Origin of the sequence: Pantoea phytostimulans (assembly GCF_046118715.1) — a bacterium.
GTDB lineage: Bacteria > Pseudomonadota > Gammaproteobacteria > Enterobacterales > Enterobacteriaceae > Pantoea > Pantoea phytostimulans.
The window spans coordinates 147152-169666 of sequence record NZ_CP173698.1; the positions used below are offsets into that span (position 1 = coordinate 147152).

General features: G+C 51.8%; 22 protein-coding genes and 1 other annotated feature. Of the genes, 14 read left to right on the plus strand and 8 right to left on the minus strand.

Going from position 1 to position 22515, the window contains the following annotated elements:
- The first annotated feature begins 180 nt into the window (after positions 1-180).
- From ACF2G4_RS00720 to ACF2G4_RS00730, 3 genes are read left to right on the plus strand one after another with little or no spacing between them, the layout of a single operon-like run.
- The gene (locus ACF2G4_RS00720; RefSeq protein WP_409075320.1) at positions 181-849 is read left to right on the plus strand and encodes a metal ABC transporter ATP-binding protein; all 669 of its coding nucleotides are present in this window, start codon (positions 181-183) and stop codon (positions 847-849) included.
- Positions 846-1685, plus strand: a complete 840-nt coding sequence (locus tag ACF2G4_RS00725) for a metal ABC transporter permease (RefSeq protein WP_243078391.1) — start codon at positions 846-848, stop codon at positions 1683-1685. The genes ACF2G4_RS00720 and ACF2G4_RS00725 overlap by 4 nt, the downstream gene beginning before the upstream one ends.
- 14 nt (positions 1686-1699) lie before the next feature.
- Positions 1700-2578, plus strand: coding sequence for a metal ABC transporter substrate-binding protein (locus ACF2G4_RS00730; protein ID WP_409075321.1), 879 nt, complete (start codon positions 1700-1702; stop codon positions 2576-2578).
- A 45-nt stretch (positions 2579-2623) separates the two neighbouring features.
- On the opposite strand, the gene ykgO is transcribed toward ACF2G4_RS00730, so the two are convergent.
- From ykgO to ACF2G4_RS00750, 4 genes are all read right to left on the minus strand, one after another.
- Entirely contained in the window at positions 2624-2764 is a 141-nt protein-coding gene (gene ykgO, locus ACF2G4_RS00735) for a type B 50S ribosomal protein L36 (protein ID WP_215847420.1), read from the minus strand.
- 13 nt (positions 2765-2777) lie between these two features.
- Positions 2778-3032: a type B 50S ribosomal protein L31 gene (locus ACF2G4_RS00740; RefSeq protein ID WP_215847419.1), complete on the minus strand. Its 255-nt coding sequence runs from the start codon at positions 3030-3032 to the stop codon at positions 2778-2780.
- A 167-nt stretch (positions 3033-3199) separates the two neighbouring features.
- On the minus strand, positions 3200-6355 hold the full coding sequence (locus ACF2G4_RS00745; RefSeq protein ID WP_409075322.1) for an efflux RND transporter permease subunit: 3156 nt from the start codon (positions 6353-6355) through the stop codon (positions 3200-3202).
- Positions 6356-6371: 16 nt separating this feature from the next.
- A complete protein-coding gene (locus tag ACF2G4_RS00750; RefSeq protein ID WP_409075323.1) occupies positions 6372-7574 on the minus strand; it encodes an efflux RND transporter periplasmic adaptor subunit in 1203 nt (400 codons plus the stop codon).
- Positions 7575-7716: 142 nt separating this feature from the next.
- Here ACF2G4_RS00750 and acrR point away from each other — a divergent pair, with 142 nt between their 5' ends.
- The gene (gene acrR, locus ACF2G4_RS00755; RefSeq protein ID WP_215847416.1) at positions 7717-8355 is read left to right on the plus strand and encodes a multidrug efflux transporter transcriptional repressor AcrR; all 639 of its coding nucleotides are present in this window, start codon (positions 7717-7719) and stop codon (positions 8353-8355) included.
- Here the strand turns inward: acrR and rsmS are convergent.
- Together rsmS and priC are read right to left on the minus strand one after the other, a co-directional pair.
- Positions 8352-8507 carry a pleiotropic regulatory protein RsmS gene (rsmS, locus tag ACF2G4_RS00760; RefSeq protein WP_243078387.1) on the minus strand — a complete coding sequence of 52 codons (156 nt, stop codon included), beginning with the start codon at positions 8505-8507 and terminating at the stop codon, positions 8352-8354. The two genes, acrR and rsmS, sit on opposite strands and share 4 nt — an antisense overlap.
- Before the next feature lie 91 nt (positions 8508-8598).
- Complete coding sequence (priC, locus tag ACF2G4_RS00765) at positions 8599-9129, minus strand: primosomal replication protein PriC (RefSeq protein ID WP_409075324.1); 531 nt, start codon at positions 9127-9129, stop codon at positions 8599-8601.
- Positions 9130-9186: 57 nt separating this feature from the next.
- On the opposite strand from priC, the gene ACF2G4_RS00770 reads away from it, so the two are divergent.
- From ACF2G4_RS00770 to htpG, 6 genes are all read left to right on the plus strand, one after another.
- Positions 9187-9576, plus strand: coding sequence for a DUF454 family protein (locus tag ACF2G4_RS00770; protein WP_215847413.1), 390 nt, complete (start codon positions 9187-9189; stop codon positions 9574-9576).
- Positions 9577-9720: 144 nt separating this feature from the next.
- Entirely contained in the window at positions 9721-10272 is a 552-nt protein-coding gene (gene apt, locus ACF2G4_RS00775) for an adenine phosphoribosyltransferase (RefSeq protein WP_215847412.1), read from the plus strand.
- A 158-nt stretch (positions 10273-10430) separates the two neighbouring features.
- Positions 10431-12467 carry a DNA polymerase III subunit gamma/tau gene (gene dnaX, locus ACF2G4_RS00780; RefSeq protein WP_409075325.1) on the plus strand — a complete coding sequence of 679 codons (2037 nt, stop codon included), beginning with the start codon at positions 10431-10433 and terminating at the stop codon, positions 12465-12467.
- Positions 11809-11870 (plus strand) — a sequence feature (DnaX frameshifting element). It overlaps the preceding gene by 62 nt.
- Before the next feature lie 55 nt (positions 12468-12522).
- Positions 12523-12852, plus strand: a complete 330-nt coding sequence (locus ACF2G4_RS00785; RefSeq protein ID WP_215848326.1) for a YbaB/EbfC family nucleoid-associated protein — start codon at positions 12523-12525, stop codon at positions 12850-12852.
- Entirely contained in the window at positions 12852-13457 is a 606-nt protein-coding gene (gene recR / locus ACF2G4_RS00790) for a recombination mediator RecR (protein ID WP_215847411.1), read from the plus strand. Before ACF2G4_RS00785 ends, recR begins: the two co-directional genes overlap by 1 nt.
- A gap of 97 nt (positions 13458-13554) precedes the next feature.
- Positions 13555-15429, plus strand: coding sequence for a molecular chaperone HtpG (gene htpG, locus ACF2G4_RS00795; RefSeq protein WP_243078384.1), 1875 nt, complete (start codon positions 13555-13557; stop codon positions 15427-15429).
- A gap of 35 nt (positions 15430-15464) precedes the next feature.
- Here htpG and ACF2G4_RS00800 read toward each other — a convergent pair whose 3' ends face one another.
- Complete coding sequence (locus ACF2G4_RS00800; protein WP_409075326.1) at positions 15465-16334, minus strand: LysR substrate-binding domain-containing protein; 870 nt, start codon at positions 16332-16334, stop codon at positions 15465-15467.
- Positions 16335-16529: 195 nt separating this feature from the next.
- Between ACF2G4_RS00800 and ACF2G4_RS00805 the strand changes: the two genes are divergently transcribed.
- The 4 genes from ACF2G4_RS00805 (at position 16530) to ACF2G4_RS00820 (ending at position 20600) form a co-directional block, all read left to right on the plus strand.
- A complete protein-coding gene (locus ACF2G4_RS00805; RefSeq protein WP_409075327.1) occupies positions 16530-17393 on the plus strand; it encodes a DUF6024 family protein in 864 nt (287 codons plus the stop codon).
- 128 nt (positions 17394-17521) lie between these two features.
- Positions 17522-18166, plus strand: a complete 645-nt coding sequence (gene adk / locus ACF2G4_RS00810) for an adenylate kinase (RefSeq protein WP_215847409.1) — start codon at positions 17522-17524, stop codon at positions 18164-18166.
- A 114-nt stretch (positions 18167-18280) separates the two neighbouring features.
- Positions 18281-19240, plus strand: a complete 960-nt coding sequence (hemH, locus tag ACF2G4_RS00815) for a ferrochelatase (RefSeq protein WP_332625355.1) — start codon at positions 18281-18283, stop codon at positions 19238-19240.
- Positions 19241-19298: 58 nt separating this feature from the next.
- Positions 19299-20600 (plus strand): inosine/guanosine kinase, encoded by a 1302-nt coding sequence (locus ACF2G4_RS00820; protein WP_409075328.1) that lies wholly within the window; start codon positions 19299-19301, stop codon positions 20598-20600.
- 58 nt (positions 20601-20658) lie between these two features.
- On the opposite strand, the gene ybaL is transcribed toward ACF2G4_RS00820, so the two are convergent.
- Entirely contained in the window at positions 20659-22368 is a 1710-nt protein-coding gene (gene ybaL / locus ACF2G4_RS00825; RefSeq protein ID WP_409075329.1) for a YbaL family putative K(+) efflux transporter, read from the minus strand.
- Positions 22369-22515 lie beyond the last annotated feature (147 nt).

Genomic DNA, 22515 nt, shown 5'->3' on the forward strand with positions numbered 1-22515 from the left:
TTTTGAAACATTTTGAACACTTCCCCTGACAAAAGAATCGCGTATCATAATTGTTATGTTATAACATTTAGGTGCAATTATGAATCACAGTGGATTACTGCTGTCGTTGAACAGGCGATTGCTTATCGCGTTGGCACTGATTGCACTGCTTAGCTGTGCGATGGAGTGGGGAATGTATCAATGATTGTTTTTAAATCGCTTCGTGCAGGCTATCAGGGTCAGGCCGTTACCCCCGTGATCACGGGTCAGTTGTTAGCAGGCAGCATGACAGCATTAATGGGTGCCAATGGCAGCGGAAAATCAACCTTATTAAAAACTATTGCCGGTTTACTGCCGCCCATATCAGGACAATGCGAGCTATTGCTACCGCGAAAAGAGAGGGGTTGGCTGCCACAACGTACCGAGCTGGAAACGCGTTTCCCGCTAACTGTATTTGAGTTGGTTTCGATTGGCTGCTGGCCGCGCTGTGGTTGGTTCGGCGGCATTACTCGTACTTTGCGTAAAGAGATTTGGCTGGCGCTTGAAGCGGTACAAATGATGGATTATGCCGATGCGCAGCCAGCGACCTTGTCAGGTGGACAATTACAACGCGTTCTGTTTGCTCGCCTGATGTTACAACGCAGTCGTCTATGGCTGCTGGATGAGCCCTTTAATGGTATCGACAGCCAAACGGTTACTTTGCTCATGTCAATCCTGCAGCAGCAGCAGCAAGCGGGTACCACCTTGCTGGTAGTTCTACACGATCGCCCCTTAGTCGCACGTTATTTCACAGATGTTTTGTCGATGGATGACGCTTCCCATAGCCAAATGCCGACACATTCACTGCCGTTACGGAGAGTGGCACCGTGACGCTGCTTCAACCCTTTCTTGAATTTGGTTTCATGCGCCGTGCGCTGGTTGCCTGCATCGCTTTAGCCGTTAGCGCGACGCCGCTCGGCGTGTTCCTTTCGTTACGAAGGATGAGTTTGATTGGTGACGCGTTATCACATGCGGTGTTGCCGGGCGCAGCCATCGGTTATTTGATCTCAGGACTTTCATTAGTCGCGATGGGCATTGGTGGCTTGATCGCGGGCTTAGCCGTGGCGTTGCTATCAGGCGCAGTCAGCCGTTACACGCCGCTAAAAGAAGATGCCAGTTTTGCCGGTTTCTATCTTGGTTCGCTGGCGTTAGGGGTGACATTAGTGTCACTGCGAGGCTCGAGCGTCGATCTGTTACATGTGCTGTTTGGTTCGCTGCTGGCGGTAGATAACCCGGCATTGCTGCTGGTCGGTGGCATTGCTGCTTTTACTTTGCTGATGTTGGCGCTGATCTACCGGCCTTTAGTGATTGACGCGTTCGACCCCGATTTTTTACGTGCGCAGGGTAAATGGAGCGCGCCGCTGGTGCATGGCCTTTTTCTGATGTTGGTAGTGCTGAACCTGGTTGCTGGCTTTCAGGTGTTGGGCACCTTGATGTCGGTAGGATTGATGATGTTACCCGCGGCAAGTGCTCGTTTCTGGAGTCGTCATCTGGTTGCCATGCTCGCCATTGCCATGCTGTTAGCCGTGATCGCTTCATTTATTGGATTGATTCTTTCCTGGCATTTTTCACTGCCCGCTGGACCGGCGGTGGTGCTGAGTGCCGCCATGCTGTTTTTCATTTCTATTTTGACAGGGCCGTGCGGTGGCATTTTGCACCGCCATTAATTTAAGAGGTTTTTATGAAAAAGTTACCGGTTAGCCTGGCGATCGGCGTGATGGCGATCAGCCCATTTTCCATGGCTAAAACTGTAAATGCCGTAGCCAGTTTCACTGTGCTGGCTGACATCGTTAAGCAGGTTGGCGGCGATCAGGTAAAAGTAAAAAGTCTGGTAGGGCCAGATGGCGATCCTCATACTTTTGAGCCGACACCACAAGACAGCCTGGCGCTGTCAAAAGCTGATGTGGTTTTCGTCAGTGGTTTAGGGCTGGAAGGATGGATGGATCGCCTGGTGACAGCATCAGGCTATAAAGGTCAGCCCGTCGTGGCTTCTCGCGGTGTAACGACGCGTAGCATGGAGGAAGAGGGCAAAAGTATTACCGATCCGCATGCATGGAACAGCATGCAAAATGGGGTGATTTACGCAACGAATGTGATGAATGCATTAATCAAAGCCGATCCTGATGATGCCGCTGCGATTCGTCAGCGTGGCGAAAATTATATTCAGCAGCTTAAAAAACTCGATAGCTGGGCAAAAAAGGCTTTTCAGGCCATTCCGTTAGAGAAACGGAAGGTATTAACCAGCCACGATGCCTTCGGCTATTTCGGACAGCGTTATGACGTTGATTTTCTGGCCCCGGTTGGATTTTCAACGGAAGCAGAAGCCAGCGCGAGCGATGTCGGCAGTTTGATTGATCAATTAAAACAGCAGCACATCAACAGCTACTTTATCGAGAATCAGACCGATCCCCGTCTGGTGAAACAAATTGCCAGCGCGACCGGCGCACAGCCTGGCGGTGAACTTTATCCCGAAGCGCTTTCTGCCGCATCTGGTCCGGCTGCAACTTATGAGGCCGCCTTTAAACATAACGTTAATGCCATGTTGAGCAGTATGCGTTAAGCATAAAAAAGGCCGGGAATTCCCGGCCAATCATCACGACACATCCTAGTGTTTTTTCTTTCTTCCCTGCACCGCTTTAAAGCGCGGATTGGTTTTACAAATCACATAAATACGACCTTTGCGTCGCACCACTTTGCAGTCTTTATGACGATGTTTAGCGGAACGCAGCGAACTCAATACCTGCATGATTTATCTCCTGTTATTGACGGCCCAGAAAGCGACCGAAACGCTGGTTAAAGCGTGCTGTGCTGCCTTCTTTGGTGAAATCTTTCTGTTTACCGGTGTAATGAACATGTGAGGCAGATGAGACATCCAGCGTCACGTAGGGCAGCGTCTCGCCCCTAAACTCCACGGTGCGATCGGTTTTAATCGTCGAACCGATTTTGAACCAGGCATCAGCTGAAGTGTCATGGAATACCACCTGACGATATTGCGGATGAATATTGGCTTTCATAAAATCACCTTTATGTAATGTTATAATATAACAATATTATGCGCCGTCAGATGTCTCAATGCAACCGAAGAAAAAAAACACGATTAACGAAGCGTGTGAGAACGGAAAGTGGCGGGTTTCGCAGGCAATAAAAAAGGCCGCTTGCGCGGCCTTTTTAGCATCACACCTTAGTGTGATTGGGTATGTTCGACCGGATGGCCTTTTTCAATTTCGGCTTTGTTCTTGCCGAAGCGGCGACGCACCACGACAAAGAATACCGGAACAAAGAAGATAGCCAGCGCGGTAGCCGTTACCATGCCGCCCATTACGCCTGTACCTACTGCGTTCTGTGCACCGGAACCCGCGCCTGTACTGATCGCCAGAGGCATTACGCCAAGGATAAAGGCAAGCGAGGTCATCAGGATTGGACGCAGACGCATACGTGATGCTTCCAGCGTCGATTCAATCAAGCCTTTGCCCTCTTTATCCATCAAATCCTTCGCGAATTCGACGATCAAGATGGCGTTCTTAGCCGAGAGGCCAACGGTTGTCAGTAACCCCACTACAAAGTAGACGTCATTACTCAAGCCACGTAGCGTAGTGAAGAGCAGCGCACCTACCACCCCGAGCGGTACCACCAGCATGACTGAGAACGGAATCGACCAGCTCTCATACAAGGCGGCGAGACAGAGGAAAACCACAATCAGCGAGATAGCATACAGCGCCGGTGCCTGGTTTCCTGATAAACGTTCCTGGTAGGACATGCCGGTCCAGTCATAGCCGATGCCGGTTGGCAGCTTCGACGCTAACTCTTCCATCAGGTTCATCGCTTCACCAGAACTTTTACCTGGCGCAGGCTGACCAAGGATTTCCATCGCAGGCAGACCGTTATAGCGTTCCAGACGCGGAGAACCGTATTGCCACTTCGCCGATGAGAAGGCCGAGAAGGGCACCATGGTTCCGCTGCTGTTGCGCACGTACCATTTGCTGATGTCATCCGGCAGCATACGTGAATCAGCTTTACCCATCACATACACTTTCTTCACGCGGCCACGGTCAATAAAGTCATTGACGTAGGAACCGCCCCAAGATGCAGCCAGTGTGGTGTTGATGTCGCTCAACGACACGCCCAACGCCTGTGCTTTTTCCTGATCGATGGTCAGTTTGTACTGCGGTGTATCTTCTAACCCGTTCGGACGCACACCAACCAGCGTGTCAGAGTGCTGTGCAATCATACCAAACAGCTGGTTACGCGCTTCGGTTAACTTATCGTGACCCAGGTTGCCCTGATCGATCAGTTCAAAGTCGAAGCCAGTAGCGTTACCCAATTCGATAATTGCGGGCAGGTTAAATGGAATTACCATGGCATCTTTGATCGCACCCAACGCTTTCATCGCACGTCCGGCGATGGCAGGGACTTTCAAATCACTGTTTCCACGTTCATCCCAAGGCTTGAGGCTGACAAACGCAATACCGGTATTCTGGCCACGGCCTGCGAAACCAAAGCCATTGACGGTAAATACGGAGTTAACGCTGTCTTTCTCTTTGGTCAGGAAGTAATCCGTCACCTGATCCAGCACTTTCTGGGTACGTTCTTGCGTGGCACCCGCAGGCAACGATGCCTGAGCTAACAGCAAGCCCTGATCTTCTTCCGGCAGGAAGGAGGAGGGTAGACGTAAGAACAGGAAAGCCATGCCAACCACAATCACCAGATAAATCACTAAATAGCGACCGGTGCTGCGAACGATGTGACCCACACTGTCAACGTAGTGGTTGGTGCTCTTGTCGAACAGACGGTTAAACCAACCGAAGAAACCAGTGGTTTTGCCGTGGTCCCCTTTTTTGATGGGTTTCAGCATGGTGGCACAAAGCGCAGGCGTCAGAATCAACGCCACCAGCACCGAAAGGGCCATAGCCGATACGATGGTAATGGAGAACTGACGATAAATTACGCCGGTTGAACCGCCAAAGAACGCCATCGGTACGAATACCGCTGACAGTACCAGCGCGATACCCACCAGCGCGCCCTGAATCTGCTCCATCGAACGTTTGGTCGCTTCTTTTGGCGGTAATCCCTCTTCCGCCATCACGCGCTCAACGTTCTCAACCACTACGATGGCATCATCCACCAGCAAGCCGATGGCGAGCACCATCCCGAACATCGTCAGGGTGTTTATCGAATAACCAAACGCACTGATAATGGCAAATGTACCCAGCAACACCACCGGCACCGCAATCGTTGGGATCAACGTGGCGCGGAAGTTTTGCAGGAACAGATACATGACCAGGAACACCAGTACGATCGCTTCCATCAGGGTTTTCACCACTTCAAAGATGGAAATTTTAACGAATGGTGTGGTGTCGTACGGATAAACCACTTTCATGCCAGCAGGGAAGAACGGTTGCAGCTTCGCCAGTTCTTGTTTTACCGCATCTGCGGTATCCAGTGCGTTAGCACCGGTTGCCAGTTTGATACCGATACCGGATGCGGGTTTGCCGTTGTAACGTGCGATGATCTCGTAGTTTTCACCGCCGAGTTCAATTTTCGCCACATCACGTAAACGCACCTGTGAGCCATCGGGATTCACTTTCAGCAGGATTTTGCCGAACTCATCGGTAGACGTTAAGCGAGTTTGCGCGATGATTGATGCGTTAAGTTGCTGGCCTGGCGCAGGTGGCGTTCCACCTAACTGACCTGCTGCAACCTGAGCATTCTGTGTATCCAACGCGCTGATCACATCAACCGGCGTCAGCTGATAGTTATTCAGCTTATGCGGGTCCATCCAGATACGCATAGCGTACTGCGCACCAAACACCTGCGTATCACCAACACCTGTAGTACGGCTGATCGGATCTTTAATGTTGGAGGCAACATAATCAGAAATATCATTCTGCGTCATGCTGTCGTCATCACTAATGAAACCGGCCACCATCAGGAAGCTGCTGGAGGATTTCTTAACCTGAATCCCTTGTTGCTGCACTTCCTGCGGAAGCAGAGGCATTGCCAGTTGCAGTTTGTTCTGCACCTGGACCTGGGCAATATCTGCGTCAGTTCCAGACTGGAAAGAGATTGTCAGCGTCAGCGTACCGGATGAATCACTGCTTGAGGACATGTACATCAGTCCGTCAATGCCGTTCATATTTTGCTCGATAACCTGCGTTACCGAATCCTGCAGCGTTTTCGCATCCGCACCTGGGTAGGTGGCCTGAATCTCAATTGCCGGCGGCGCAACATTGGGATATTGCTCTATCGGCAGTTTGAGAATCGATAGCACACCCGCCAACATGATGATGATGGCGAGGACCCACGCAAAGATGGGTCGATCGATAAAGAACTTAGCCATGTATCAACGGCTCCTGTTATGACGATGATTTTTCAGACTGAGACTGCGATTGCGAGTCAGGTGCAGCTTTAGCATCGTCTGAGACTTCTTGTGGCGTAACCTGTGCGCCCGGTTTTGCACGTTGCAGACCTGTCGTAATCACGCGTTCGCCCGATTTAACACCGTCCGTCACCAGCCATTTGTCGCCAATGGCCTGAGCGGCATTCACGGTACGTGATTCGACTTTATTGTCAGAGCCCACCACCATTACCGTCGCCTGACCGGTTGGCGTACGCGTTACCGCTTGTTGCGGTACCAGCAAGGCTTCTGGGTTGGTTCCTTCATCCAAACGTGCACGTACAAACATGCCCGGCAACAATGAATGTTGTGGATTTGGGAAAATCGCACGCAAGGTGATAGAGCCAGTGGTTTCGTCGACGGTTACGTCAGAGAATTCCAGTGTGCCAGGTTGAGAAAAGCTGCTGCCATCTTGCATCAACAGGGTGACGTTTGCTTTACCGTCAATCTGTTTCAGCTTGCCTGACTCCAGTTCTCCACGCAGGCGCAGGAAATCGTCGCTGGATTGCGTGACATCAACATACATCGGGTCAAGCTGCTGCACGGTAGCCAGCGCGGTAGTTTGCGCGCTTTGCACCAATGCACCTTCCGTAACGGAAGATTTACCGATACGGCCGCTGATAGGCGAAGTCACTTTGGTGTAAGCGAGATTGATACGCGCTGTTTCGACGTTGGCTTTTGCCACTTGAACTGCAGCATCATTCTGCGCAGCAGTCGCAACCGCGGTGTCATAGTTTTGCTGACTGATGTACTTAGTACCCAGCAGAGGCTTGTAACGTTTCACCGTGAGCTGAGCAATGCGCGCATTAGCTTCAGCCTGAGACAAATCGCCTTTGGCGCTGTTATAAGCGGCTTGATAAGTTGCAGGATCGATTTGATAAAGCGATTGACCCGCTTTTACATCACTGCCTTCAACAAAATTACGCTTCAGAATAATACCGGAAACTTGAGGCCGAACTTCAGCTACGCGATACGCGGAAGTCCTGCCCGGTAATTCGGTAGAAATTTTTAAAGGTTCGTTTTTTAACGTGACAACACCTACTTCAGGAGGTTGTTGCTGGGCGGCTTGTTGGGATTTACCATCATCACATCCTGTTAACAAAAAGCTGCCTGATAACATCAGGACGGCCGCCAGAGGCGATAATCCTCTGATTTTATTCATAAATAAACCTCTAGAGTTCGATATCAAATGATCAATGGATCACAAACCGAAAAACCCATTGCTGCGTCAGATCGCGGGTCGTGCTATGGTACATACATTCACAAATGTATGTAAACTTGCCTGTTTGTAAAAAAAGTTACCTATGGCACGAAAAACCAAAGCGCAAGCACTTGAAACTCGACATCAAATTCTTGATGCCGCCATTATTCTGTTTTCACAACAGGGTGTTTCTGCCACCTCATTAGCAGATATCGCCGCAGCCGCTAATGTCACGCGCGGTGCCATTTACTGGCATTTCAAAAATAAAGCTGATGTCTTGCATGAAATCTGGTTGCGATGCGACGCCGGGCTTGATGATGTGGAACTTGAGTATCAGACAAAATACCCGGGCGATCCACTTTCTGTTTTAAGGGCGATGTTAGTCTATATCTTTGAAGCAACAGCAAAGGATCCACAACGCCGCGCCTTGATGGAGATCATATTCCATAAGTGCGAATTCGTCGGTGAAATGGCGGCCCTGAAAAACATTCAGCAGAGTTTACTGCTTGAGTGTTACGAAAAAATAGAAGACGTTCTGCGTCAGTGTATTGAAGCAGAACAGCTGTCGCCGCATCTTAACACGCGTCAGGCAGCGCTTATTATGCGCGGTTACGTTAATGGAATGATGGAAAGCTGGTTATTTACGCCGGAAAGCTTCGATTTAGCCGGTGATGCCACACAACTGGTTGAAGCATTTATTGATATGTTACGGCTAAGCCCAACCTTAACCGTTAACGTTTAATCAGAATGGCTGTTGTCGCGTTTTCTTTCAAAATCGCGTTGTACCATGGCCAATGCTGAGAGCACCGTTTCTACTGGAAGCTGATGCTCTTCCAAAAGTTGAATCAAATCCACCGCCAGCTTGACGTCGTCAGGGGCATTTTCCAAAGACATAATCTCTCCTTAACAGGGGGCGTCGTTACTGTCCCATCTCTTATGCCAGCGTATCGCTCTTAATAATAGAAGCAGACATTGCCGGGACGTTTTATTCGCTTTCACTGCCATTACGCAGCGATAACGCCCATTCAACAGAACGGATAGCCTGTCGACAACGCGCCATTCTGCCTTCAAGAATTTCCAAATCTTTTTTCAACTGCTGCTGTACCGCCAGGGTTTCAGCCAACGCCATGCGCTGCTCGCGCTGATCGATCATGGCCTGCAATCGTCGCTCATACTCACGATATTCCTGATATTTGGATTCTCGCAGATTCCGCTGCGGTCGCTCGCGCCAGGTGCGAATTTGCTGGGTACTCGCTTCTCGTTGCAGGGCTGCGATTTGATCTACCAAACGTTCAGCTAACCAGGCACTTCGAGTCAGATCCTCTGCCTCTGTACACAATCGCTGAAAATTTTGCTCAATTTCTTGCAGATAGTCGGCCAGTCTTGTGCCTTTAGCACGGAAGAGTTGACTGTCGAAGCGTGGTTGACGACAGCGTCCATCGGGATGGCGGGCAATCTCTTCACGCAAGCTAAGAATGCAATGATGCAGTCGCTGATGAACGGAACTGAGGCTCATAATCCGCCAGCCAATTGTGCTAACGTGTGCGAACTCAGGAATTTTTGGGCGGCATTCATGCAACGCATTGTGTTATTAACCCTCGGCTGGCTGGCAATTGTGCTGGGCACATTGGGTATTGTATTACCTTTATTACCTACCACGCCATTTATGCTCTTGGCGGCTTGGTGCTTTGCCCGTTCTTCACCCCGCTTTCATCACTGGCTGCTGTGGCGCTCACCCTTTGGCCGTTATCTTCGCCACTGGGATCAACATCGAGCCATGCCGCCAGGCACGAAAGGTCGCGCTATCTTACTGATTGTTCTTACCTTTAGCGTTTCCATTTTTTTGGTGAAAATCGTGTGGGTACGTATCATGCTATTGGTGATGTTAGCGTTGCTGGTGGCATTTATGTGGCGTATTCCGGTGGTGGCAGAAACGGCGGATCCGCCGCAGACACCGCGATAAAGTTGCATTTATCCGGCCATTTGCTTAGATTTGGGCGTCTTCGTGCGTGGCTTTCCCTTGTGAATACTCTCCCGCTGAGCCTTTTAATAGGTATTGGCGCTATAGAAGCTGCGCGAAACAGAATTTTTTACCAGGCGTAACATTATGACCGACACTGCGCAGCAGCTTGAATACATTAAAAACAGCATCAAAAGCATTTCTGATTATCCGAAACCGGGCATCCTGTTTCGTGACGTCACCAGTTTGCTGGAAGATCCAAAAGCCTATGCGGCGTCAATTGCGCTGCTGGTCGAGCGTTATCGCAACAAAGGCATCACTAAAGTTGTAGGAACCGAAGCGCGTGGTTTTCTGTTTGGTGCGCCAGTGGCGTTAGGTTTGGGCGTGGGATTTGTCCCCGTGCGTAAACCGGGCAAACTGCCGCGCGAAACTTACAGCGAAACCTATGAGCTGGAATACGGCACCGACCAACTGGAACTGCACAAAGATGCTATCCAACCGGGCGATGTGGTGTTAGTGGTTGATGATCTACTGGCAACCGGCGGCACCATTGAAGCGACAGTGAAATTGATTCGTCGTGCCGGTGGTGAAGTTACGGATGCCGCTTTCATCATTAACCTGTTTGATTTAACGGGCGAAACCCGCCTAAAAGCGCTTGGCGTAGAGTGCTACAGTCTGGTCAACTTCCCCGGCCACTAAACGATTCTGCAGGCCTTGCCGCAAGGCGAGGTCTTCACACGCTTCACTGAGATAACCAGTGATAGGCAGATGCATTTCTCGCTGTTAGACTACTGCAACGATATACAGGAGTTGCAGATCTCTGCGCTCACCTTTCCATCCAAATTCGTCGAATCCACATGAGCTATCAGGTACTTGCGCGAAAATGGCGTCCCCAGGCTTTTGCTGATGTTGTTGGTCAGGAACATGTTCTGACGGCGCTGGCGAATGGATTGTCTCTGGGACGTATCCATCATGCTTATCTCTTCTCCGGCACGCGCGGGGTAGGGAAAACCACCATTGCGCGTCTGTTGGCCAAAGGTCTTAACTGCGAAACGGGTATTACCGCGACGCCGTGCGGCCAGTGCAATAATTGTCGCGAGATTGAACAGGGCCGATTCGTTGATCTGATTGAGATCGATGCGGCTTCGCGCACCAAAGTGGAAGACACCCGCGATCTGCTCGATAACGTTCAGTACGCACCGGCGCGTGGCCGCTTCAAAGTCTATTTGATCGATGAAGTGCACATGCTTTCGCGTCACAGCTTTAACGCGCTGTTAAAAACGCTGGAAGAGCCGCCATCACACGTTAAATTTCTGCTGGCAACCACCGATCCGCAAAAACTGCCGGTGACCATTCTTTCTCGCTGTCTGCAATTTCATCTCAAGGCGCTGGATGTCGATCAAATCCGCCAGCAGCTTGACCATGTTCTACAGCAAGAACAGATCGAAAGTGAACCGCGCGCGCTGCAGCTTTTAGCCCGCGCTGCGGATGGCAGTATGCGCGATGCGCTGAGCCTAACCGATCAGGCGATTGCGATGGGGCAAGGTGCAGTAACCAGCGCAACCGTCAGCACCATGCTGGGCACGCTTGATGGCGAACAGCCGTTGGGACTGATCGAGGCCGTGGTTGATGGCAACGGTGAAGAGGTGATGTCGCTGTTGAACCAGGCGGCGTCGCGCGGTGTGGAGTGGGAAGCTCTGCTGGTTGAAATGCTGCGTTTACTGCATCGCATTGCCATGGTGCAATTGCTGCCGACATCATTAAATGATGATGAAGAGAGCAATGCGCAGCGTTTGCGTGAACTGGCGCGCGTCGTGCCGCCAGCGGATGTGCAGCTTTATTACCAAACCTTGTTAATGGGACGCAAAGATTTACCGATTGCGCCCGATCGCCGCATGGGCGTTGAAATGACGCTGCTGCGTGCGCTGGCTTTTCACCCTAAAGCGCAGGTGGCTGATCCGGTAGCACGTCCAGCCTTGATGGCGCAACCGGCAGAAGTACAGCCACAAAACCCGCCGGTACAGCCTCAAGCCGCCAATTTGCAGCCGCAACGTGCGCCCGCGCAGCCGCAAACTGCAAAGTCGCAGCCACAACCGACGGCGGCACAGCCACAAATGGCACCGCCTGATGCTGCACCTGCAACGCAGCATCATGAAACGTCGCCAGCGGCGGCACCGGATCCCTCTTTATCCAGTTCCACCAGTCAGCTCCTGCAGGCGCGCACGCAACTGTTGCGCCAGGGAGCGAACAAACCAAAAAAGAGTGAGCCGGCGGCGCCTGGAGCGCGGCCGGCCAACTCCGCGCTGGAGCGGCTGGCTTCAGTCACTGAGCGAAGCCAGCAGCGCATGCGAGATAGCGCGCCTGCCGCTCCGGTAAAAAAAGAGGCCTATCGCTGGAAATCGCAGAACCAGACGGTGGAAATTGCCGAACCCGTCGCTACGCCAAAAGCCTTGCGTTCTGCGCTTGAGCATGAGAAAACCCCTGAGCTGGCGGCACGGCTGGCGGAAGAGGCGTTGCAGCGTGACAGTTGGGCTGCCGAAATCGCCACCCTGCAGTTGCCTAAGCTAGTACAGCAGTTAGCCTTGAATGCATGGAAGGAAACCACTGAGAATGGTGTTTGTTTGCACCTCCGTTCCAGCCAGCGCCATTTGAATTCTACCGCTGCGCAGCAGGCATTAAGCGCAGCGTTAAGTCAGGCAGCCGGACAGACAGTTGAACTGTCGGTCATTGAAGACGATAATTCTACGGTGTTGACGCCACTGGAGTGGCGTCAGGCCATTTACGAAGAGAAGCTGGCGCAAGCGCGTCAGTCGATCACCAGCGATACTCACATTCAGACGCTGCGTCGCTTTTTCGATGCCGATCTGGATGAAGAAAGTATCCGACCCGTTTGATCACGCTGCCGCTGTCCAATGGATAGCGTTGTGGCCACAGCTGAGAGAGAAAACTATGTTTGGTAAAGGCGGATTGGGTAACCTGATGAAACAGGCCCAGCAGATGCAAGACAAAATGGCCAAAGTTCAGGAAGAGATCGCTGCACTGGAAGTCACCGGTGAATCAGGCGCGGGTCTGGTAAAAGTCACCATCAACGGTGCGCATAACTGTCGCCGCGTTGAAGTCGATCCAAGTCTGTTGGAAGATGACAAAGACATGCTGGAAGATCTGATCGCTGCGGCATTCAACGATGCAGCACGCCGCATCGATGAAACCCAGAAAGAGAAGATGGCGGATGTCTCTTCAGGCATGCAATTGCCGCCTGGCTTCAAGATGCCGTTCTAATGCAAACCAGTCCACTGCTTGAGTCTTTGATGGAATCGCTGCGCTGTCTGCCTGGCGTTGGGCCGAAATCGGCACAGCGCATGGCCTTCCAGCTGTTGCAGCGCGATCGCAGCGGTGGCATGCGGCTGGCGCAGGCGCTTACACGGGCCATGTCGGAAATCGGTCATTGCGCCGATTGCCGCACGTTCACCGAGCAGGAAATTTGCACCATTTGCGCCAATCCCCGGCGTCAACAAAACGGGCAAATCTGTGTGGTGGAAAGCCCGGCAGATATCCACGCCATTGAGCAAACCGGGCAATTTGCCGGTCGCTACTTTGTGCTGATGGGCCATCTTTCGCCGCTTGACGGCATTGGCCCGGCGGATATTGGCCTGGATCGCCTTGAACAGCGCTTAGAGAGTGAAACCCTCAATGAAGTGATTCTCGCGACCAACCCAACGGTTGAAGGCGAAGCCACTGCTAACTATATTGCCGAGCTGTGCGGGCAATATGGTGTCGATGCAAGCCGTATCGCCCATGGCGTTCCGGTGGGCGGCGAACTTGAAATGGTTGATGGCACCACCCTGTCGCACTCGCTGGCCGGTCGCCACAAGATTAAATTTTAAACGCTTGCCGGTGTTATGTAAGACACCGGCTTGAAATCCTCGTACTTATCCCCACATCTTCCTCAACGTTTGTTCAACCTGTTTTGTTGAGGTAGCAATGACCATGAAAGGACAAGAGACCCGTGGCTTTCAGTCGGAAGTAAAACAACTTCTGCACCTGATGATCCATTCTCTCTATTCAAACAAAGAGATTTTCCTGCGCGAACTGATTTCCAACGCCTCAGATGCGGCGGACAAGCTGCGTTTTCGTGCGCTGTCTGATGCCAGCCTCTACGAAGGTGATGGCGACTTGCGCGTGCGTCTCTCTGTTGATAAGGACAACCGCACCATTACGCTGAGCGATAACGGCATTGGTATGCGTCGAAACGAGGTGATTGATAACCTCGGTACGATTGCGAAATCAGGTACCAAAGCGTTTCTTGAATCCATGGGTTCTGACCAGGTCAAAGACAGCCAGCTCATCGGCCAGTTTGGTGTCGGTTTCTATTCCGCCTTTATCGTGGCAGACAAAGTGTCCGTGCGCACGCGCGCAGCGGGTGCAGCTGCTGACGAAGGCGTGTTCTGGGAATCAGCAGGGGAAGGTGAATATACCCTCGCGGATATCACCAAAGACGATCGCGGCACCGAGATCACGCTGCATTTACGTGAAGGTGAGGATGAGTTCCTTGATGCCTGGCGTGTGCGCAACATCATTGGTAAATACTCTGATCACATCGCGCTGCCGGTTGAAATCGAGACCAAAGACGAAGAAAACGACACCACCAGCTGGGAAAAGATCAACAAAGCTCAGGCGCTGTGGACGCGTAACAAGTCTGACATCAGCGATGAAGAATACACCGAGTTCTATAAGCACATCGCACATGACTTCAGCGATCCAGCGATTTGGAGCCATAATCGGGTTGAAGGCAAGCAGGAATACACCAGCCTGCTCTATATCCCGGCACGTGCGCCATTCGACATGTGGAACCGCGATACCAAGCATGGCCTGAAACTCTACGTACAGCGCGTGTTCATCATGGACGACGCTGAGCAGTTCATGCCGAACTATCTGCGCTTTGTTCGTGGCCTGATTGATTCCAACGATCTGCCGCTGAACGTCTCGCGTGAAATTCTGCAAGACAGCCGCGTAACCCAAAGCCTGCGCGGTGCGCTGACTAAGCGTGCGCTGCAAATGCTGGAAAAACTGGCAAAAGAGGACAGCGACAAATATCAGACCTTCTGGAAAGAGTTTGGTCTGGTGCTGAAAGAAGGTCCTGCTGAAGACAACACCAACCAGCAAACCATCGCTAAATTGCTGCGCTTTGCAACCACGCAGAGCGAAGGTGCAGAGCAAACCATTTCGCTGGAAGACTATGTTAGCCGCATGGTAGAAGGGCAGGAGAAGATTTACTACATCACTGCCGACAGCTATGCCGCAGCGAAGAGCAGCCCGCATCTGGAACTGTTCCGCAAAAAAGGCATTGAGGTTCTGCTGCTCTCCGATCGCATCGATGAATGGATGATGAGCTACCTGACCGAGTTCGACGGCAAAACCTTCCAATCTGTCAGCAAAGCGGATGATTCGCTAAGCAAGCTGGCCGATGAAGAAACCGAAGAGCAAAAAGAAGCTGAGAAGGCGCTGGAACCGTTCGTTGAGCGCATTAAAACGTTGCTGGGCGAGCGTGTTAAAGAGGTGCGCTTAACGCATCGCTTAACCGACACGCCAGCGATTGTCACCACTGACGCTAATGAAATGACCACGCAAATGGCGAAGCTGTTCGCGGCTGCGGGTCAGGAAGTGCCAGAGGTGAAATACATCTTCGAAATCAACCCGGATCACCAATTGGTCAAACGCGTTGCGGATACGCAAGACGAAGCGCACTTTGGCGAGTGGATTGAACTGCTGCTGGATCAGGCGCTATTGGCTGAGCGCGGTACGCTGGATGATCCGAACCAGTTTATCCGTCGCATGAATCAGCTGCTGACGGCCTAAACTAACAAGCCGGTGACGCACATCACCGGCTTTTTTTATGGCTGCGCAGCGTCGCGGAGCCAATGTCGAAACAGGCTTATCTCGGCATCGTTTCGCCGCGCTTGCTTGGTCATCATCCAGGTGGCGCGTTCAACCCGCACAAAGCCTATGGGCGCAATCAACGTGCCATCTTCAAGCTCCTTTCGAACCAGCAAACGCGGCGCCATGATCACGCCGAGACCATTGCGTGCCGCCTGAATACCCAACGTCAGATTTTCAAAATGCTTACCGGGACGAAAATTCCCGCGCACGCCTGCGGCTTTTGCCCACTCTGACCAGGCATGTAAGCGTGTATCGGCATGGAGCAGCGGCAATTCTGCCAGATCCTGTTCGCTGCGAAAGCGCTGGGCAAACAGTGGCGAGCAGAGCGGGCCAATATAGTCTTCGCTAACCAAGGTGGCATCAATATCGCCATCCGGTGGCTGCTCGTAGCTGAGGATCAACACGTCAGTATGCTCGCTGCGCAACTGATCAACGTCAGCCAGTGCTTGAAACTGAATGTCGATTTCGGGATGTCGCTGATAAAATATCGCAATACGTGGAATCAACCATTGCGAGAGAAAACTGGGTGAACAGGAAACTTTAAGATGATGACGCATGCCAGTACGAATACTTTCACTGGTGCTGTGTAATTCGCTGAAGGCTTTCTGGCAACTGATGAGTAAGCGCTCACCATGTGAGGTTAATTTGACGCGTCCATTAGAACGGACAAATAACGGCTTGCCCATCCAGTTTTCAAGCTGGCGTATTTGATGACTGATAGCGCTATGTGTGACGTGCAGGTGTTCGGCCGCCAGACTAAAGCTGCTGTTCAAAGCGGCCTGATGAAAATAGTGCAGCGCCCTCAGCGGTGGTAGCCCGGTCATACTCATCCCCTGTGTAAAAACCTAACAGGGATTGTCAGTTTATATCATTTTAAAGTCCAGCCGCATTGGCCTACCCTTTAGGGCAAATTCTGGCGGGTTGACTGATGCGTTTGTCTGTGCCTTTATCGGCTATTTCCGCCTTGCTCAAGACGAGCCGCTCGCCATCACACTGCAAAAACACGAGAAAAAAGTACGATGGCTTCCTCATCTTCTTCATCTGAGCGTGCTTCAAAGGCGCGAGATAGGTTGCGCCTCACATTGTCACGACTCTATAAACTAGAGCAGTTCGATCTGTTCTTTACTCCGTCGTTACATGTTGCGCGCATACTGCTCTCCCAACTCTTTTTTCGCCAGGAACAGGCACGTAATCAAACCCGCTACGCTTCCCATTATCCTGTTACCGAACTCAATGTACTGCCCGCTATTCCACTGATGTCAGGCAATATCACGCTCATTCCGCATATTGAAATGCCGCGCGGCGTAATACGAGCGTTGAGCGATTGCCAAAAGCAGGGCGTGACCGATGCCAGTGAAAGCTTTGCCAGCATGCTGCATGAGTCACTGATCAATGAGGCTCAGCTGTTTGTCACCCGTTTTGATCGTCACGCTGAGTTAGGGAATGATTTAGTGCTGGTGGCGCTGCGTACACAGGATTTCAGCACGTTAGTGCGCAGCGAATTGCGCCTGTTTGAACAAGGTTTAACGCTGGAAAGTGCGATTCAACATACCCTCAAGCGAATGGACGATGATGACTGGCGGCCTTATAACGCTGCGGTTGTGGATAATGTCTCGATCTCCTCGCCGATAATATTGAATTCCAGCCATCAGCCCGGCTTGCCGTTTGCCAGTTTTTATTTGCCCGCTTCGCTGCTGGCGACGTTAAAGAGTTCGGACGAGATGATGTTGTGGCCAAAACTGGAGCGCTTGCAGTTCAATGCCAATGTGCGCGGCGGTGGCAAAAAAAGCGTCAATGTGACGCATCAGGTGTCCAAGCGGCTGCAAAACTTGTTTGCCGCTAGCAACAAATCTGAAAAAGGCGCAACGTTGAATCGCTGCTAGGTATCCGAGAGGAAAGCCAATAAAGTAGACCTGACAGGATCCGCGCCTTTCTTGTGATGCGCGGATCATAATGGTATGTTCTTCGCCTTCTCAGATAGATCAATGCAATTCGCAAGGGGATTTACGCAATGCGTATTATTCTGCTCGGTGCTCCGGGCGCAGGTAAGGGGACTCAGGCCCAATTCATCATGGAGAAATATGGCATCCCGCAAATCTCCACCGGCGACATGTTGCGTGCAGCAGTTAAAGCAGGCTCTGACCTTGGCAACCAGGCGAAAGCCATTATGGATGCTGGCAAGCTGGTTACCGATGAATTAGTGATTGCGCTGGTAAAAGAGCGTATTACACAGGAAGACTGCAAAAACGGTTTCCTGCTGGACGGTTTCCCACGCACCATTCCTCAGGCAGACGCGATGAAAGATGCCGGCATCAACGTTGATTACGTGCTGGAGTTTGCTGTACCGGATGAACTGATTGTTGAACGCATCGTGGGCCGTCGCGTCCATGCGCCATCTGGCCGCGTTTATCACGTCAACTTTAATCCACCAAAAGTGGAAGGCAAAGATGATGTAACGGGCGAAGAGCTGACCACCCGTAAAGATGATCAGGAAGAAACCGTGCGTAAGCGCCTGGTGGAATATCATCAGATGACCGCGCCGCTGATTGCTTACTACAGCAAAGAAGCTGAGGCGGGCAACACCGCTTATCACAAAATTGATGGCACCCGTAAAGTGCCTGAAGTAAGCGCAGAGCTGGCGAACATCCTCGGCTAAATGCGTTGGGGCTGGTTATGCTGGCCCCTTTTGCAGTAATCGCTGTTACCTCCCACTAATTCCGCTACAATTTCCCTCGTTTTCACGCACCCCCGTATTCGTCAAGGAATAGCAATGAGGCAAGATAAGCCCGGCGTGTTACTGGTAAATTTAGGTACGCCAGACGCCCCAACCACACCTGCAGTTAAACGTTATCTAAAACAATTTTTGAGCGATCCGCGCGTTGTCGATACGCCGCGCTGGCTTTGGTGGCCGATCCTCAATGGCGTCGTTTTGCCATTCCGATCGCCAAAAGTCTCAAAACTGTATGCTTCGGTCTGGATGGAAGGCGGTTCGCCGTTGATGGTTTTCAGCCAGCGCCAACGTGATGCGCTTGCGGCAAAGCTCGATATGCCGGTTGCATTGGGCATGAGTTACGGCAATCCCAGCCTGAAAAGTGCCGTCGACAGTTTAATGGCGCAGGGCGTAACGCGATTGATCGTGCTGCCGCTTTATCCGCAATTTTCCTGCTCCACCGTGGCTGCAGTGTGGGACGGCTTAACCGCGGTATTTAAAGATTACCGCTCGCTGCCTGATGTCGAGTTCATTCGCGATTATGCTGAGCATCCTGCTTACATTGCTGCGTTAAAAGCCTCGGTTGAACGCTCTTTTGCCAAGCATGGTCAGCCCGATCTGCTGGTGATGTCTTATCACGGCATTCCACAACGTTTTGCAGATGAAGGCGATGACTATCCGCAGCGCTGCGCGGATACGACCGCAGCCCTGACTAAAGCGCTGGGCCTGCGTGACGACCAGTTTAAACTGACTTTCCAGTCGCGTTTTGGTCGTGAGCCTTGGTTGACGCCTTATACCGATGAGACGATGCAAGGCCTCCCGGCCAAAGGTGTCAAGCACGTTCAAGTGATGAGTCCTGGTTTCTCGGCAGATTGCCTGGAAACGCTGGAAGAGATCAGCGAGCAAAACTGCGAGTTCTTCATGCACGCAGGCGGTGAGAAGTTTGAGTACATCCCAGCTTTAAACGATGATGAAGCTCACATCGACATGATGGTGCAGCTGGTCAACGCACGCCGTTAATTCACAGGCAGAGAGTGTGATATCATTCTCTGCCTGTTTTCCCCCTACGGCAGCCTTCATGAAATTTCCCGGCAAACGAAAATCCAAACACTATTTCCCTGTTAGCGCTCGCGATCCTTTATTGCAACCCACTCAACACGACGTTGAAGAAGGCAGCTGGGTGGTGGGTATTGACCAGACATTGGTTGATATCGAAGCCAAAGTGGATGATGACTTTTTAGCTCGCTACGGTTTAAGCGCAGGCCATTCTTTAGTGATTGACGATGCTGTTGCTGAAGCGCTCTACGCCGAGTTAATGCGTGAAGAGCTGATCAGCCATCAGTTTGCGGGCGGTACCATTGGCAACACCCTGCACAATTTTTCCGTGTTGGCTGATGATCGCTCGGTACTGCTGGGCGTGATGTGTAATAACATTCAAATTGGCGGTTACGCTTATCGCTATCTTTGCAATACTTCCAGCCGCATGGATCTCAACTATCTGCAGGGTGTTGATGGCGCGATTGGACGCTGCTTCACTTTAGTCGGCGAGCAGGGCGAACGCACCTTTGCTATCAGTCCCGGCCAGATGAACCAGTTGCAGCCAGCCAATATCCCGGAAGAGGTGATTGCGGGTGCCTCGGCGCTGGTGTTGACATCCTATCTGGTGCGTTGCAAAGAGGGCGAGCCGATGCCGCATGCCACGCTACAAGCAATTGAGTACGCAAAAAAGCATAACGTGCCGGTGGTGCTAACGTTAGGGACTAAACACGTGATTGGCGATAATCCGCAATTCTGGCGCGATTTCCTACGTGATCACGTCTCTATCGTGGCAATGAATGAAGAAGAAGCCTATGCGTTAACTGGCGAAGCGGATCCGCTGCTGGCATCTGATATGGCGTTGGAATGGGTAGACCTGGTGCTGTGTACCGCAGGCCCGACGGGTTTGTACATGGCGGGTTATACCGAAGACGAATTCAAGCGCAAAACCAATCATCCGTTGCTGCCCGGTGCGATTGCAGAGTTTAACCAGTACGAATTCAGCCGCGTAATGCGTTTGCAGGATTGCCAGCAACCGCTGCGTATTTTCTCTCATATCGCACCTTATATGGGCGGTCCAGAGAAAATCATGAATACCAACGGTGCGGGTGATGGTGCTTTGGCGGCTCTGCTACACGACATTACGGCGAACAACTATCACCGTCTTAAAGTGGCGAATTCCAGCAAACACGCCCGACCTTATCTGACTTACTCTTCGCTGGCGCAAGTATGTAAATACGCTAACCGCGTCAGTTATCAGGTGTTGAACCAGCATTCACCGCGCCTGACGCGCGGCTTACCAGAGCGTGAAGATAGCCTGGAAGAGTCCTACTGGGATCGATGATTTAAGCGGGTCAGTGCGAGAAGGTCCTGTTAATGACCTTCTCGCCTTAAAGAGGGGATTAGCTGTTGGTCGTGACCCGTACAGTTTCGCAGGCTAAATCCTGATGATCTTGCGCCATCTCCTGTTCGAGCATCAGCAACATGCTATTGGCAATCTCACGCTCGCCCATCACCACGCGCGTTGCGCCCCGTTCCATGATGTACTCCACTTCGTCGTCATAATGTGCCCGCGCGATAATCTCAATGCTTTGATGTCTTTCACGGGCAGCTGCCACCACTTCGCCCGCTTCATAGCCATTGGGAATCGTCAGCAGCAGCCAACGGGCGCAGTCTAAACGTGCCAGCTCCATAGTTTCGGCGCGAGCGGCGTTGCCCAGCACCGCTCTGATGCCGCGTTCACGCAGCGCTTCAACGCGAGGACGTGAATTTTCTACCACCACCAGCGGCACATTCGCCTCCAGCAACTTCTCACCAATCAGGCTTCCCACGCGGCCATATCCCACAATCACCGCATGATTACAGATATCGACCGGAATTTGCTTCTCTTCTTCAATCGCCTCTTCCAGCGTTTGCTCTTCCATGGTTTCAGTTTTTGCCAGGTAACGTTCTAGCAAGGTAAAGAGAACAGGATTCAGCATAATGGACAGAATGGCGGCGGCGAGCACCAAATTACGCCCTTCTTCGGTCAGGATATTCAGGGAAATACCGAGCCCTGCGAGAATAAAGGCAAACTCACCAATCTGCGCCAGACTCACGGAAATGGTTAACGCTGTTCGACGTGAATGACCCAGCAGCGTGACCAGCAACCAGGCCGCGACCGATTTACCCACCACAACAATTACCAGCGCACCCAGCACCGCTAACGGCTGTGTCACTAAAATCATCGGGTCAAACAACATTCCGACCGAAACAAAGAACAGCACCGCGAACGCGTCGCGCAGGGGCAGCGTGTCATGTGCGGCACGGTGGCTCAATTCAGACTCGTTCAGCACCATGCCCGCGAAAAACGCGCCCAAGGCAAAGGAGACATCAAAAAACTCTACAGCACCAAACGCAATGCCCAACGCCAGCGCCAGCACCGCGAGTGTGAAAAGCTCGCGCGAACCGGTTGCGGCACTTTTGGCAAGGATCCACGGCACCGCGCGACGTCCTACCACCATCATCAACACCATAAAGGCAGCGACTTTACCTATGGTCAACAGTAGATCCCAGGCAAGTAAGCTCGCGCTGGCGTTGCCTTCTTCAAACATTCCGGCAATCGCAGGCAGCAGAACCAGCGCCAGCACCATCACTAAATCTTCGACGATTAACCAGCCAATGGCGATTTGCCCGCGTTGACTATCAATCAGTTGGCGTTCTTCTAAGGCGCGCAGTAACACCACGGTACTGGCGGTTGAAAGACAGAGCCCAAACACTAAGCCCGTCATTAATGACCAGCCCATCGACCACGACAAACCCATTCCCAGCAAGGTTGCTACGGCAATTTGCGCAATAGCACCGGGAATAGCGATGTGTTTTACCGACATCAAATCTTTTAAAGAGAAATGCAGACCTACCCCAAACATCAGCAAAATGACGCCTAATTCCGCCAGTTCGGGAGCGAGGTTGGTATCAGCGACAAAACCGGGCGTAAAAGGGCCTGCCAGCACGCCAGCCATTAAATAGCCGACTAACGGAGATATTCGTAAGCGATTAGCCAGCATGCCAAGGAGAAAAGCCAGAACCAGTGCCCCGACAATGGTGGTGATCAACGGTGTGGTGTGATGCATGCCTGTCTCCTTGTGTACAATTGTATCCGCTTGTAACAAATGAGTTTAATGCAAATAGCAGTGGTACGCTGAATAATTTGTGGGATTAAGGGAAAAAACTCATTAAATACGAAGAAAACGCAATCGAACCTCTATTTTTACTCATTA